The organism is Paenibacillus nuruki, assembly GCF_963311185.1.
Taxonomy (GTDB): Bacteria; Bacillota; Bacilli; order Paenibacillales; family Paenibacillaceae; genus Saccharibacillus; species Saccharibacillus nuruki.
This window is the reverse complement of the sequence record NZ_OY725677.1, coordinates 2,791,519-2,805,321: the sequence shown is the minus strand read 5'-3', so window position 1 is coordinate 2,805,321 and position 13,803 is coordinate 2,791,519. Positions and strand designations below refer to the sequence as shown.

The window sequence follows — 13,803 nt, the reverse complement described above, 5'->3', positions numbered from 1 at the left end:
AATATCGCGGACATATTATTGCTGAGAATAATGAAGTATGGTCAACGTCCTCAGGAGAGTCCTCACAGATACTTTCCCTAGAGGATGAAATTTATGTACTTCGTACGCGAATGGAACAACTATTTCTGGAAGAACAATCGTTCACATCGGAGTTAGTGATTGAGATTAGTATGTTATTAGACTTGAAAATTAATGAATATATGCGCTCTCATCAAAAACGTTAATCATGTTTAGGGTTCTTTTTGCAAGTGACTGATGAATCCATCATATGAGAAGTGCTTACTATAATTAGGTATAGCCTAAATCAACAGGGGGTCCTTACAGAGGAGCTTCTTTTTTTACGTCAAATAGCTGTGGTATGATGGGATATAGTGAATTGAAGGAGGAACGTTCGGTGAAATTGTGGATAAAAGGATTACTGTTAAGCATGAGTATAGTATTTCTGCTGACCGCTTGTGGTGGAGATCAACCGAAAGATCCTAATCAAGTGACTGTCTTTATTATGGGCAGTGAAGGATTCTCGCAAGAGCTAGCAGAACAAGTCAAACAAGAGTTGCAAACCAAGCTAGGTAGCACGATGAAAGTAACTGTGAATACAACACCGATTTACTCCGCTGAAAAGTTAACGCTAGAATATGTGGATCGTCAGGATGATATTATTATTTTGCCAGAGAACGATATGAAAGCTTATTCGGTTAATGGTGGACATGTGATGTTGGATAAAGATTTTGATTCCAAAAAGTATTCGCGTGGTGTAACGATGGGTAGCGTATCTGAAGAAGATGTAGATCAACAAGAAAAGCATCTATTCTCGATTCCTGTCGATCAAATGAGTATGTTCAAAAAAATCAAATATACACCGGATAATCTGTATGCAGCGATTCCTGTTTTTGCAGATTATAATAAATCTCTCAAAATCTTAAAAGCTATGACAGAATAATATCGCTTTATCATCGAGGGGAGGGCTACAAATGAATATTTATACACGCACAGGTGATGAAGGACAGACTTCAGTAATCGGTGGTAGAGTGAGTAAAGACGATGCTCGTGTCGAAGCTTATGGGACGATTGATGAACTCAATAGCTTTGTAGGTCAAGCACTGGCAATGGCAGAAGGAGAATCTTTTGCCGATGTACGAGAACAATTGCTAGCGATTCAGCATGAGTTGTTCGATTGCGGAGCCGATCTAGCTTTTGTATCATTAGACGAAAGTAAATATAAAATCCATGCGGAGTTAGTAGATCAACTGGAACAATGGATTGATCAATATGAGACTGAAAATCCTCCAATAGAGCGCTTTATTTTGCCTGGCGGACATCCATTAGCCGCTTCACTACATGTGTGCCGTACGGTATGTCGGCGTGCAGAGCGACGTGTGGTTACCTTAGGTGCAATAACAAATATTAATATAAATGTGCGTAAATACTTAAATCGACTGTCGGATTATTTTTTTGTGATTGCTCGTACCGCTAATGTACGTTCAGGCATAACAGATATTGAATATATCCGCAGTCAAAAAGTATTTCGCCGTGATTGAGGGATTATTGTGATTAATGCTAAGCACGAAACGAATGATTATTACGATCCAATATTGTATATTATACAACCGCAAGATCAAGGTATGATTCTTAAAAATATTATGCAAAAGCGGATGGGAATTTCACGCAAATTATTATCCCGTCTCAAAATGACGGATCAAGGTGTGATGCTCAATGGTCAGCATGTCTATGTTAGTACCAAAGTGCAGGCTGGCGATAAGTTAGAGATTCGGATGGAACGTGAACAATCCGATGATATTCTGCCACAAGCTCAGCAGATTGATGTGATCTATGAAGATCAGCATCTATTGATTGTGAACAAAAAAGCAGGCGTAATTGTGCATCCTACCAGTGGACATTATACCGATACGCTGGCAAATGGTGTTGTGCATTACTGGCAAGAACGTGGAGAGAAATTCCGTTTTCGTCCTGTCCATCGTTTAGATCAGGATACATCGGGTGTGCTGGCTATCGCTAAAAATCCATATGCACATCAACACATTTCCGAGCAAATGATCAATCATTCTGTGCAGAAAAGGTATCATGCGTATGTGCATCATATTCCGACTGTATCGCAAGGCAGAATAGAAGGGGCAATAGATCGTGATCTGATCGAACCTCATATGCGTGTAGTCACTCCAGATGGATATGCCGCAGCCACTCGGTATCAAGTGCTAGAATCTTTTGTAGATCGAGATATAGCCTTGGTTGAATTGGAATTAGAAACGGGACGTACTCATCAGATTCGAGTACATATGAAGCATATTGGTTGTCCACTTGTAGGAGATCGGTTGTATGGTTATGCACGACCAGACAAGAACTTAGATGTATCTACATCGATATCGCAACTTGATCAACTGGCAGGTAGACAGGCATTACATGCGGTTGAATTAGGTTTTGTTCATCCTGTTACAGGCGAAGAGATGCTTTTTCAAGCCCCTTTACCAGAGGATTTGGCTAACCTGGATGCGGAATTGCGAGGACTGGAATCAAAGGACTAAAGGAGTGTAATTCGAATGAGTAAATTAACCGTATATCAATATCCACAATGCAGTACATGCCGTAATGCGATCAAATGGCTACGTGCAGAAGGGCATGAATTGAACTTGATTCATATTGTAGAGTCTCCACCAACAGCAGAACAACTGCGGGAATTAGTTGAACACAGTGAACTGGAACTGAAGAAATTTTTCAATACCAGTGGTGAAGTGTATAAAAGCCAGAATCTCAAAGAAAAATTACCATCCATGGATGCTCAAGAACAACTACAATTATTATCCGAAAATGGTAAATTGATCAAACGTCCGATTGTGACGGATGGCGATCGAGTGACTGTAGGCTTCAAAGAAGCAACGTACGAAGAAACATGGAAAGCGTAAAATCGGAACTTCTATTTCGCAGTAAACACAATAATCTAGATAATAATAAGATTACCTTTTAAGCAAAAGCCTTTTACTGAGCAGTCCTCTGCCGGTTCAAAGGCTTTTTTGTTTTCGATTTTGGTACAAATATACAAAATTAAAAAACAATAATATATAATATATTGGAGTCGCTTTAGATCTGAACCTCTATCATGATCAATCAGATCTAAAGCGATTGTTATACATATTGATCAATAAAGGATGGCGATTATGAGCAAATTAGAAATCGATTGGAGTCAGGCATTACCGATACATATGGAATCGCTAGCAGAATTGAGAGCGGTTGTTCTTCGTGACGATCTTATCCGTCTGGGTCGATTTGATGAGTATAAAGTTCGTCAGCGCTTTCGTGATGCTTTTGAGCCTAATGATACATGGTTGATCGAAGTCGAAGGAAAGATAGCCGGTTGCGTGGCTTTAAAGCCGGATACGAATGATTATACGTTAGAGCATTTTTATATTGATCCTGTCTATCAAGGTCAAGGGATAGGAAGTCAGACTCTTGAACAATTGCTATCACAATCGCATCTGCAAAATAAAGTAGTTCATCTTAATGTGTTACAAGGTAGCCCGGCTAGAAGGCTATATGAACGCTTTGGATTTACACTGGATCGCGAAGATGAAGTAGATATATTTATGAGTCGTACGATTTGAAAAAAATAGTATCATAATAAAGAACATTATCCAGAATAGTGGTAAAATTTAAAGGTATGTGAATACTTGTACAGTATCGCAGAAATTCGGTATGATATACTCAGATTGGATTCATCTGTATTGAAGAGAGAAGGTAGAAGTGAAGCTAATGAAAGATCAAAAAATAATGCTAGTCGATGGAATGGCGCTGTTATTCCGAGCTTATTACGCAACAGCACAATCCGGTTATATTCGTCGTACAAAATCGGGTATTCCTACTAATGCCATTTACGGATTTGTACGCTATCTATGGGACGCTGTGCAACTGTACAATCCTACGCATATTGCTTGTTGTTGGGATGTCAGTAGTAAAACATTCCGTACCGAAGAATTTGCTGCTTACAAAGGCAATCGTTCGGCTGCACCGGATGATCTGATTCCACAGTTTGATTTGATTTTGGAAGTGACTGAAAGTATGGGCATTCCTAATCTGAGTGCACCCGGATATGAAGCCGATGATTGTATCGGTACGATTTCCCGTGAACTGGAAGCAGATATGGAAGTTCTTATTTTGACAGGAGATCATGATCTATTACAGCTAGTGGATGAACGAACTAGCGTCATTATTATGAAAAAAGGCTATGGTAATTACAAAGTCTATACTCCTGAATCGTTAATGGAAGAAAAAGAATTAACACCTTCTCAGATTATTGATATGAAAGCGTTGATGGGCGATGCTAGCGACAACTATCCAGGAGTCAAAGGAATCGGTGAAAAAACAGCAACTAAGCTGGTCAAAGAATACGGTACAATCGCAGGTATCTTAGAAAATCTGGATCAATTAACCCCATCGATTCGCAAAAAGATCGAAAATGATCTAGAGATGCTTCATCTATCGCATCGTCTAGCAGCGATTCATCGTGAAGTGCCTGTGGTTTGTTCTTTGGATGCGAGTCTGTTGCTTTTGGAAGATGAGATTATCCTGACTAAATTTGAAGAATTAGAGATCAAAAGTCTTTGTTCGATGTTAGGCGTAGGTGTATTTTAAATGAAAATACAGTCTCGTCTAGGTATCGGTGTTCTCACTCTGATGATAATTCTGTGCTTGCTTCCTACTGCTGGTTCTTCAGCGGTAGCAGCAGGATCTGGAATCAAAGCTTCGACTCAAAAAATATCTGCTGCTGGAGGTACATTTACAGTACAGACGGTGCATATTCCTAAAGGAACTTCAACAGGAGTAGGTCTAGCTGATCGACAAGTCGGGCAAACGTCTTCATTATCTTCCATCGTTAAAAGCTATAACGCTCAAGCAGCGATCAACGGTGCTTTTTTCGAAGCTTATGGTGGCGCACCTGATCCTTATGGAACGTTAATTACAGGCGGACATATTGCTCATCTAGGCAGATATGGAACCACTATTGGCTTTTTGGCGAATGGTACAGCTCTTATGGATTCGTTACGGCTTTCTATAACAGGAACCGTGCAATCTACCAATGGTAAATCTTCTAGCTGGTATGCCATCTGGGTGAATCGTCTACCGGGAACGTCCAGTACTTCGATTATCTATACACCTGATCGTGGTAAAAACACAGGATTTACAGGAGGCATTGCAGTAACCGTAGCGAATGGCAAAGTGATTCGTAAAGGCAATAATAACAAAGCATCTATTCCAGCTAATGGATATGTGCTGGTGTACACAGGTGATCAGAAATATGCGGCTGATCGATTTACAGTTGGTGCTACAGTGCAACAGAATATTGCTTATCAAGATATCAATGGTAAAGATATTCCATGGCAAAAGGTAGTCACTGCGGTCGGTGCAGGTCCCCGCTTAGTAAAAGATAGTCGAATCGCTTTGAATGCGGCGGCAGAAGGATTTCAAGATCCCAAAATTTTGACAGATTCAGGTGCTCGTAGTGGTATTGCTATTATGGCAGATGGATCGATTATGCTAGTCACAGTTCCCGGAGCAACGATGAAGCAATGGGCAGCTATTATGCAAAAGCTTGGAGCCAGACAAGCAATGAATTTAGATGGAGGCGCTTCATCGGGCATGTATGCCAATGGAAGTATCAAGACTGCACCCGGGCGATTACTAAGTAATACGCTAATTTTTGGTGCTAGCGGTTCATAAGTAACAGCGTCGACATAAGCTCGACTTCAATATCATATATGATCCACATAGAGCATCTCTGTACTAATCTATTTGAATACTAATCTATCCTTATCGGATAACTCAAAGGAGATATGTCATTTATGAAAAAATTAGGGGCTATTGAAGCAGGCGGTACTAAATTTGTATGTGGAATCGGTACAGAAAATGGGGAGATTCTAGAAAGAGTCAGTTTCCCAACCGAGACACCTGAGATTACGATGAAAAATGTAATTTCCTTTTTTGAAGGCAAAGGAGTCGAAGCGATTGGTATCGGTTCTTTTGGACCGATTGATCCGATCAAAGGAAGCCCGACGTATGGATACATAACGACTACACCGAAGCCACACTGGGGACAATACAATATTGTTGGACATATGAAGGAACATTTTGATGTACCGATTGGTTTTGACACCGATGTGAACGGAGCGGCATTAGGAGAACATAAATGGGGTGCAGCGCAAGGGTTAGATAGCTGTATCTATATCACTGTAGGAACAGGTATTGGTGCAGGAGCTGTAGTCGATGGTAAAATGCTACATGGTCTATCACATCCAGAAATGGGACATATTCTAGTTCGTCGTCATCCAGACGATCATTTTGAAGGCTTTTGCCCTTATCATGGCGATTGCTTAGAAGGTGTAGCTGCTGGCCCTGCAATTGAAAGACGTTGGAATGTTAAAGGTTCTGAATTAACAACGGATCATCCTGCATGGGAAATGGAAGCTTACTACCTTGCGCAAGCCTTGATGAACTATGTATTGATCTTATCTCCGCAAAAAATTGTAATGGGTGGCGGCGTGATGAAGCAAGATCAATTATTCCCACTCATTCGTGAAAAATTACAAAAACTATTAGCAGGTTATGTACAACATCCTAGCTTGAATGAACAGATTGATCAGTTTATTGTTCCTCCACAATTGGGAGACAACGCTGGATTGTGTGGAGCTCTTGCGTTGGCTGATCTAGCATTATCAGGAGAAACGGGTGCAACCCATGGCGAATAAGAAAAAAGTAAATCCGGCAATCAAAAGACAGCAACAGCAAGAATACAAACAAAAAGAAGCATTACGCCAAAAGAAGTTAATGCGTAATCTGATTATTGGAACAGTAGCTGTTATAGCAGTCATTGTGTTATTGATTGTTTTTATACCGAATAACAAAACAGCGGAAGCGACTACTTTTGATTACAGTCAGCTTCCGGTGAAAGGTGAAAAAACAGCTCCTGTCAAAATTGTAGAATTTGGCGATTTCAAATGTCCAATTTGTAAGCAATTTAACGAAATCATTGTTCCGCAAATTCAAAAAGATTTTATCGCTAATGGAACAGCAGCTATGTACTTTATGAACTTCCCATTTTTGGGACCGGATTCAACCACAGCTGCACTAGCTGTAGAGTCTGTTTATCATCAAAATAATGATGCATTCTGGAAATTCTTTGATGCGGTTTATACCAATCAAGGAGATGAAAATACAGAATGGGCAACTACCGATTTCCTTGTGAATTTAGCTAAAAAAGCAGATGCCTCTATTGATACCACTAAGCTTCGTCAAGATATTGAGAACAAAACGTATGCTAAAGAGATACAAGCTCAATATGATAAAGGAAAAGAGTTAAATCTGCCGGGTACACCATCAATCTATATCAACGGAGTAGAATATACTGGTGACTTGGGAGATTATACAGCACTCAAAGCAGCTATCGAGAAAGCCAAAACTGAAGCTGGATCGGAGGGCTAGTCCTATGAATACAGAAACGCCTCCATCTTTTTTAGCACGGTACTATTTATTTCTAGCATGGATAGTAGCTATTGTAGCCACTGGTGGAAGTCTGTATTTGAGTGATGTGATGTTACTGGAGCCTTGTAAATTATGTTGGTATCAGCGTATTTTTATGTACCCACAGGTAATTTTACTTGGAATTGCAGCGTATCATAATGATCGTCGTATTGTCAGATATTCAATGCCACTCGTTATTCTGGGTGCGTGTGTAGCGATTTACCATTATGCAGAGCAACATATTCCAGCATTAAGTCGAATTTTACCATGTACAACAGGGGTTCCTTGTAATAAGCCTTATTTTGAGTGGTTTGGTTTTATTACGATTCCTTTTATGGCACTGATCGCTTTTATTTTGATTGCGTTATTGCTGTGGAGAGGTAGTCGTGCAGCAGACGCTATCGTTTATGAAGATGAAGAAACCGAATAATGATTACATTTTGAAAGCAGTACAAAGTCTTCTTTTTAGCATCTATTGTTGAAAAGAAGGCTTTTTTTATAAACATGATTTTAATCAATTTTGATGGATTTGATGTAGTCAGTACGTTTAAAGGTTAACTATAGTAAGAGAATACTGTTCAATAACTAGAAAAAAGTGGAGGAATGTCTCATGAGAGAAGGAAATTCAATATATGAAGTTGAGCCGTGGTCGATACGTGAATCTTCTTTTGACCCTGCTCACAACCGTAGAGGAGAAACTATTTTTACAGTCGCTAACGGGTATCTAGGGATGCGTGGTCATTTTGAAGAAGGACTGGAAGGTGCAGGTATTAATGCACTGAATGGGACGTATTTGAATGGATTTTATGATTCAGCAGATATTACGTATGGAGAAGAAGCTTTTGGTTATGCACGCAAACGTCAGACGATGCTCAATGTCACGGATAGCAAAATTATTGAATTATTTATTGATGGGGAACAATTCAATTTATTGAGTGGACGTGTGATTGAATATGAACGCATTTTGGATATGCAAAAAGGTATATTATCCCGTCATGTTGTATGGGAAAGTGGTACAGGGAAGCAAGTAGAAGTGAATACCCAGCGTTTAATTTCTTTTGATAACAAACATGTAGCGATGGTTCGTTATACGGTGAAGCCTGTTAATTTTACAGGTGAAATTAAACTGGTATCTGCATTGAATGGTAAAGTAACCAATGAAATATCAGCAGATGATCCGCGAGCAGGATCGGCTTTTGGAGGGCAAGTATTACATACGGTTCAGTCGTATGAAGAAAATACGTTTATGGCTCTAGAGCAACGTACGACAGAAACTGAGTTTCATTTATTGTGTGGCGCAGAGCATACGTTAGATTACGAATATACGTTATCTACGATCCAAGAAGATGAGCGTATAGCGAAAGCATTTACCATGCAAGTGGACGAAGGACAATCGGTTACACTCGATAAATCGATCGTTTATTATTCGTCTAAAGATTACGAAGTCGATCACTTGCTGATTTTGGCTCAATCTACATTAAAAGAAGTCAAAGCCAAAGGCTGGGACGCTTTAACGATAAAACAAAAAGAATATCTGGATGAATTCTGGGAAATTGCAGATGTGAATGTAGAAGGCGATGAACTGTTGCAACAGGGATTACGATACAATGCATATCAATTATTCCAATCTGTAGGTCGGGATGGCAAAACCAATATCAGTGCTAAAGGGATCACTGGAGAAGGGTATGAAGGACATTACTTCTGGGATACAGAAACGTATATGTTACCCTTCTTCTTATATACCAAGCCTGAGTTAGCTTTACGTCTGTTAGAATATCGCTATTATACATTGCCCAAAGCCAGAGAACGTGCAGTTGAAATGGCAGCAGAAGGCGCATTGTTCCCGTGGCGTACAATTAATGGAGAAGAAGCTTCGGCTTATTATCCGGGGGGAACAGCTCAATTTCATATCAATGCCGATGTAGCTCATGCGATTATTCAATATGTTGAAGCGACAGGCGATCAAGACTTTTTGCAGACCAAAGGGTTAGAGATGTTGATCGAGATTTCAAGATTTTTCTTATCGGTCGGTAATTGGATTACAGGCAAAGGATTCTGTATTAATGGAGTGACAGGCCCTGATGAATATACGGCGATTGTGAATAACAACACGTATACCAACATTATGGTCAAAGATGCACTGGAATTCACTGTACATGAACTAAAACAATGGGAAGAATTAACACCAGATTCTTATCTAGCGATGCACAGTCTTATGGGATTAACAGAAGAAGAGTTAGCAGATTGGTCTCGTGCAGCAGATGAAATCTATATCCATCGTCAAAATGGATTGATCGGGCAAGATGATTCTTTCCTTGATAAAGGCGTATGGGACTTTGATAATACACCTGCTGAAAATTATCCGTTGTTGCTACATTATCATCCATTAGTGATCTATCGTCAGCAAGTGATTAAGCAAGCCGATCTTATTCTTGCATTCTATTTGCTTGGCGAGAAATTTACTAAATTGGAAAAAGTAAAAAACTATGCGTATTATGAGCCTTTGACCACACATGATTCTTCATTGTCTGCGGCGATCCATGCGATTATTGCAGCCGAACTTGGTAATATGGATCATGCATATAACTTCTTTATCGAATCAGCACGTATGGATCTGGATGATATTCATGGAAATGTTAAAGATGGTATTCATGCGGCTTCGATGGCAGGTAGCTGGCTGACAATTATCGGCGGATTCGCAGGGATGCGTCAGTATGATGGTCGTTTGCATTTTGAACCGAAATTACCTCCAAGTTGGACAGAATATTCATTCCGTGTTCAATTTCAGGATCGCCTTGTCAATGTAAATGTCGAAGGCAATAAAACAACATATAGTATTGTACGTGGAGAACCATTGACAATAGAACATTACGGTCAAGAATATATTATTGCGATGACCCAACCGCTTGAAGCAAACAATCGTGATCTGTGTGCGATTGTATTCGGATTAGAAGGTGTGGTTACTTCTGTCATTGATGAAGAAGCAGATGCCGAGCAAAAAGCAGAGTTGTTACCGGGAGTCGAAGACTTACTACAACATTTTGCTGATCATAATATCGCTGTTGTGCTTGCATCTGATCGTCATGATGCAGAAGAAGTAGTAGAACAACTAGGAATTCGCCAACACTTTAACAGAATCATTACAGCAAATGATGTAGCTTATGGTAAGCCTGATCCTGAGATTTTTATCAAAGCGGCAAATGCTGTTAATATTCATCCGTACCATACGATGGTGATTGAAGATTCTACTGAATCTATCCAATCTGCTCGCCAAATAGGAATGAAAACTATCGCTGTGAGTTCCCAATCTCGAATCGATAGCGCACACTTTACAGTGCCAGGACTGGACGGACTCAACCTAGAAACAATGATCCGCTGGATGCAACTTCCTTAGCCCAGCGCTTGGCACCATAAGCGCGACCCAGTACAATCAAAAAGTGATTTTTGCGCCAGCAAAATATCTTACGACTAGCGCTTGGCACCATAAGCGCGACTAAGTACAATCAAAAAATGATTTTTGCGCCAGCAAAATATCTCACCACCAGCGCTTGGCACCATAAGCGCGATCCAGTACAATCAAAAAAAGCTGTCCTTGTTCATCATATGACGATGAATAAGGGCAGCTTTAATCTTTTCAGATCCAATCTTTTTTGCGGAAGGTGAAAAACATCGTTAGACCTAACGTGATCATAATCCCGATAACGAGCGGATAACCGAAGCGCCAATGTAATTCAGGCATATCTTCAAAGTTCATCCCATAAATACCGGTAATCACAGTCAATGGCATAAATATCGTTGTAATAGCTGTAAAGACACGCATAATTTCATTCGCTCGATTCGAAATACTGGACTGATAAGCTTCTCGTAAGTTACCCATCAGATCGCGGAACGTATCGAACATCTCAGAGACTTTGACAGCATTTTCGTATACGTCACTGAAATATTTTTGCAATTGATCGTCAATTAAGCGTAAGTCTTTTTTGTTCAATGTATTGATTACTTCACGCTGTGGTCCCAATACACGCTTGAGCCATAGAATTTCTCCACGTAGACCAATAATTTCATTCAAATGCGACTTTTTGGTATGCATCAATATATTTTCTTCCAACAGTTCGATTTGATCTTCGATCCGATCACCAACTGCGAAGTAATTATCAACCACAAGATCGACTAATAAATACATGAATTTATCGGCGCGACTCACTTCTTCTTCCCACAGAATCGGTTTGAGTACACGTAACTCATTAATTTTCTGCTTGGTGACTGTAATAATATAATGCCGTCCTAGAAAAATATTCAAGGCGCGCAAAAAAATCTCTTCGTTATCAAAACGAATACTGTTCACAACAATAAAGTAATGACTTTCATAAATCTCGATCTTCGGGCGTTGTTCTTCTTCACTTAGACAATCTTCTACAGCCAGATCATGGAGCATAAAGAGCGGTTGTAGTTCAATCAAATCTTCTAAATCTGCATCGATCCAATAAAATCCTTCTTCAGGTGCGATCAGTGTGTCGGTAATATTTTCTACTGGAGTGAATGCTCCAGCATTGACGTGCCGAACTTTCATTGTGTTCTACCCCTTTATTATGAAATGAGCAGGGAAAGAAGCGGCAACCGCACACTTATTTACAAAGCTTCGCTATAATTTATGAAAAACGGAGAAGATTTTTCAATAATGGCGCGTTACTCAAGTGCCCTATGGTTGTCGTTTGTTTCCTGCAATTTGTCCATCCGTCCTGCTGCCAACTGGGCCTCGGGTCGCCTTCCATTTTGAAATTCACCTCTTTGTTATCTATATATTTATGAAAACTATGAAAAAACGTCAAATACTTGTTAAGTATACCGTGGTCATGGAAGCCTTTCAAGCTTAAATAAGAATCCTGCTTGGAAATCAACCAATACAGTTACCAACAACCTATTTATCGGTTCAAAACAAGACATTTTTGACAGCACTTGACGACAGACGGTAGAATAGTATAAATTATGGTATAAGAAAAGTATTGAATTAATGTAATTACAAATTGAATAAGCAAATCTTATCAAGAGCAGGTGGAGGGACTAGCCCGATGAAACCCGGCAACCGGCGGTATGACCGCACGGTGCTAATTCTTGCAGAGATATAAGTTTGAGAGCATTATTTTAGACTTAATATCTGCTGACAGATGAGAGAGGCGTCTATTATATACGCGACGATATCGCAAATGACCTTTCTCAAGTATCAGGAGAAAGGTCATTTTTGTATATACGCATAATGAAGCTTTCTCCTGAATGATAAGAAATACACACATCCAAGGAGTGAATGAAGATGCCAATTAAGATTCCGGATAGCTTACCCGCCAAAGAAGTATTAACAGGTGAAAATATTTTCGTCATGGACGACAGTCAAGCTTTTCAACAGGATATTCGTCCATTACGGATTGCTATTTTAAATCTAATGCCTACGAAAGAAACAACCGAAACCCAATTATTGCGTTTGCTAGGAAATAGTCCGCTTCAAATTGATATTTATTTGTTACATGCGCAATCGCATACATCGAAGAATACATCTACTGAATATTTGAACTTATTTTATAAAACGTTTGAAGAAGTTAAACATCTTCGCTTTGATGGTCTGGTCGTGACGGGTGCTCCTGTAGAAACGATGGATTTTGAAGATGTGAATTATTGGGAAGAGATTCAAGATATTTTTGATTGGAGTAAAAAGAACGTCACTTCAACCATGCATATCTGTTGGGCTTCACAAGCAGGTCTTTATCATCATTTCGGCGTACCCAAAGTAGATTTGGAAGAAAAATGTTTTGGTGTATTTCCACACACTTTAAATAAAGAAAATGTAAAATTACTACGAGGATTTGATGAGTTATACTTTGCGCCTCATTCTCGTCATACCGAAGTACGTCATGAAGATATTGCCAAGATTCCTGAATTAGAAATCTTATCAGAATCAGAAGAAGCTGGCGTATATCTAGCAGCAACCAAAGACGGCAGTCAAATTTTTGTAACAGGGCATTCGGAATATGATCCATTGTCACTGAAATGGGAATATGAACGTGATATCGCAAAAGGAATGGATGTCGCACCACCAAAAAATTATTTTCCAAATAATGATCCATCGCGTACACCACCATCCACATGGCGTGCGCATGCGAACTTATTATTTTCCAACTGGCTCAATTATTATGTATACCAAGAAACACCTTATGATTTGGAAAGTGCTAAAGCTGAAGCTGGTAATTACTGTATCTAAATTTGTGATAAACCCAATCGATTGTTATT

14 protein-coding genes and 1 riboswitch are annotated in these 13,803 nt (G+C 39.6%); of the genes, 13 read left to right on the top strand and 1 reads right to left on the bottom strand.

All coding sequences use genetic code 11. The features are described from left to right. The first annotated feature begins 17 nt into the window (after positions 1 to 17). The 12 genes from RCP16_RS12515 (at position 18) to RCP16_RS12460 (ending at position 10,918) form a co-directional block, all read left to right on the top strand. On the top strand, positions 18 to 224 hold the full coding sequence (locus RCP16_RS12515) for an aspartyl-phosphate phosphatase Spo0E family protein (protein ID WP_241669322.1): 207 nt from the start codon (positions 18 to 20) through the stop codon (positions 222 to 224). A gap of 170 nt (positions 225 to 394) precedes the next feature. Beyond that, a complete protein-coding gene (locus RCP16_RS12510; protein WP_308640430.1) occupies positions 395 to 940 on the top strand; it encodes an LPS-assembly lipoprotein LptE in 546 nt (181 codons plus the stop codon). A gap of 31 nt (positions 941 to 971) precedes the next feature. Then, positions 972 to 1,538 (top strand): cob(I)yrinic acid a,c-diamide adenosyltransferase, encoded by a 567-nt coding sequence (locus RCP16_RS12505; RefSeq protein ID WP_308640429.1) that lies wholly within the window; start codon positions 972 to 974, stop codon positions 1,536 to 1,538. A 9-nt stretch (positions 1,539 to 1,547) separates the two neighbouring features. Then, positions 1,548 to 2,540 (top strand): RluA family pseudouridine synthase, encoded by a 993-nt coding sequence (locus RCP16_RS12500; protein WP_502921640.1) that lies wholly within the window; start codon positions 1,548 to 1,550, stop codon positions 2,538 to 2,540. Between the two features lie 15 nt (positions 2,541 to 2,555). Beyond that, positions 2,556 to 2,918, top strand: a complete 363-nt coding sequence (locus RCP16_RS12495) for an arsenate reductase family protein (protein WP_308640428.1) — start codon at positions 2,556 to 2,558, stop codon at positions 2,916 to 2,918. Positions 2,919 to 3,170: 252 nt separating this feature from the next. Further along, positions 3,171 to 3,614, top strand: a complete 444-nt coding sequence (locus RCP16_RS12490) for a GNAT family N-acetyltransferase (protein ID WP_308640427.1) — start codon at positions 3,171 to 3,173, stop codon at positions 3,612 to 3,614. 148 nt (positions 3,615 to 3,762) lie between these two features. Next, entirely contained in the window at positions 3,763 to 4,641 is an 879-nt protein-coding gene (locus RCP16_RS12485; protein ID WP_069326885.1) for a 5'-3' exonuclease, read from the top strand. Further along, complete coding sequence (locus tag RCP16_RS12480; RefSeq protein ID WP_308640426.1) at positions 4,642 to 5,727, top strand: phosphodiester glycosidase family protein; 1,086 nt, start codon at positions 4,642 to 4,644, stop codon at positions 5,725 to 5,727. Positions 5,728 to 5,849: 122 nt separating this feature from the next. Beyond that, positions 5,850 to 6,752, top strand: a complete 903-nt coding sequence (locus tag RCP16_RS12475) for an ROK family protein (protein WP_069326887.1) — start codon at positions 5,850 to 5,852, stop codon at positions 6,750 to 6,752. Further along, complete coding sequence (locus tag RCP16_RS12470; protein WP_069326888.1) at positions 6,742 to 7,485, top strand: DsbA family protein; 744 nt, start codon at positions 6,742 to 6,744, stop codon at positions 7,483 to 7,485. The genes RCP16_RS12475 and RCP16_RS12470 overlap by 11 nt, the downstream gene beginning before the upstream one ends. 4 nt (positions 7,486 to 7,489) lie before the next feature. Next, on the top strand, positions 7,490 to 7,954 hold the full coding sequence (locus RCP16_RS12465) for a disulfide oxidoreductase (RefSeq protein WP_308640425.1): 465 nt from the start codon (positions 7,490 to 7,492) through the stop codon (positions 7,952 to 7,954). A 180-nt stretch (positions 7,955 to 8,134) separates the two neighbouring features. Next, the gene (locus RCP16_RS12460; protein WP_069326890.1) at positions 8,135 to 10,918 is read left to right on the top strand and encodes an HAD-IA family hydrolase; all 2,784 of its coding nucleotides are present in this window, start codon (positions 8,135 to 8,137) and stop codon (positions 10,916 to 10,918) included. A gap of 240 nt (positions 10,919 to 11,158) precedes the next feature. Here RCP16_RS12460 and corA read toward each other — a convergent pair whose 3' ends face one another. Beyond that, a complete protein-coding gene (corA, locus tag RCP16_RS12455; protein WP_069326891.1) occupies positions 11,159 to 12,094 on the bottom strand; it encodes a magnesium/cobalt transporter CorA in 936 nt (311 codons plus the stop codon). Between the two features lie 466 nt (positions 12,095 to 12,560). Next, a riboswitch (SAM riboswitch) is annotated at positions 12,561 to 12,696 on the top strand. A gap of 136 nt (positions 12,697 to 12,832) precedes the next feature. On the opposite strand from corA, the gene metA reads away from it, so the two are divergent. Beyond that, complete coding sequence (gene metA / locus RCP16_RS12450; protein WP_069326892.1) at positions 12,833 to 13,774, top strand: homoserine O-acetyltransferase MetA; 942 nt, start codon at positions 12,833 to 12,835, stop codon at positions 13,772 to 13,774. Positions 13,775 to 13,803: the final 29 nt, after the last annotated feature.

Excerpts from the sequence above, each read along its gene's own strand:
- RCP16_RS12480 (WP_308640426.1), top strand. The coding sequence starts at position 4,642 with ATGAAAATACAGTCTCGTCTAGGTATCGGTGTTCTCACTCTGATGATA.
- corA (WP_069326891.1), bottom strand. The coding sequence starts at position 12,094 with ATGAAAGTTCGGCACGTCAATGCTGGAGCATTCACTCCAGTAGAAAAT.
- RCP16_RS12490 (WP_308640427.1), top strand. The coding sequence starts at position 3,171 with ATGAGCAAATTAGAAATCGATTGGAGTCAGGCATTACCGATACATATG.
- RCP16_RS12505 (WP_308640429.1), top strand. The coding sequence starts at position 972 with ATGAATATTTATACACGCACAGGTGATGAAGGACAGACTTCAGTAATC.
- RCP16_RS12470 (WP_069326888.1), top strand. The coding sequence starts at position 6,742 with ATGGCGAATAAGAAAAAAGTAAATCCGGCAATCAAAAGACAGCAACAG.
- RCP16_RS12475 (WP_069326887.1), top strand. The coding sequence starts at position 5,850 with ATGAAAAAATTAGGGGCTATTGAAGCAGGCGGTACTAAATTTGTATGT.
- RCP16_RS12465 (WP_308640425.1), top strand. The coding sequence starts at position 7,490 with ATGAATACAGAAACGCCTCCATCTTTTTTAGCACGGTACTATTTATTT.
- RCP16_RS12495 (WP_308640428.1), top strand. The coding sequence starts at position 2,556 with ATGAGTAAATTAACCGTATATCAATATCCACAATGCAGTACATGCCGT.
- RCP16_RS12460 (WP_069326890.1), top strand. The coding sequence starts at position 8,135 with ATGAGAGAAGGAAATTCAATATATGAAGTTGAGCCGTGGTCGATACGT.
- metA (WP_069326892.1), top strand. The coding sequence starts at position 12,833 with ATGCCAATTAAGATTCCGGATAGCTTACCCGCCAAAGAAGTATTAACA.
- RCP16_RS12485 (WP_069326885.1), top strand. The coding sequence starts at position 3,763 with ATGAAAGATCAAAAAATAATGCTAGTCGATGGAATGGCGCTGTTATTC.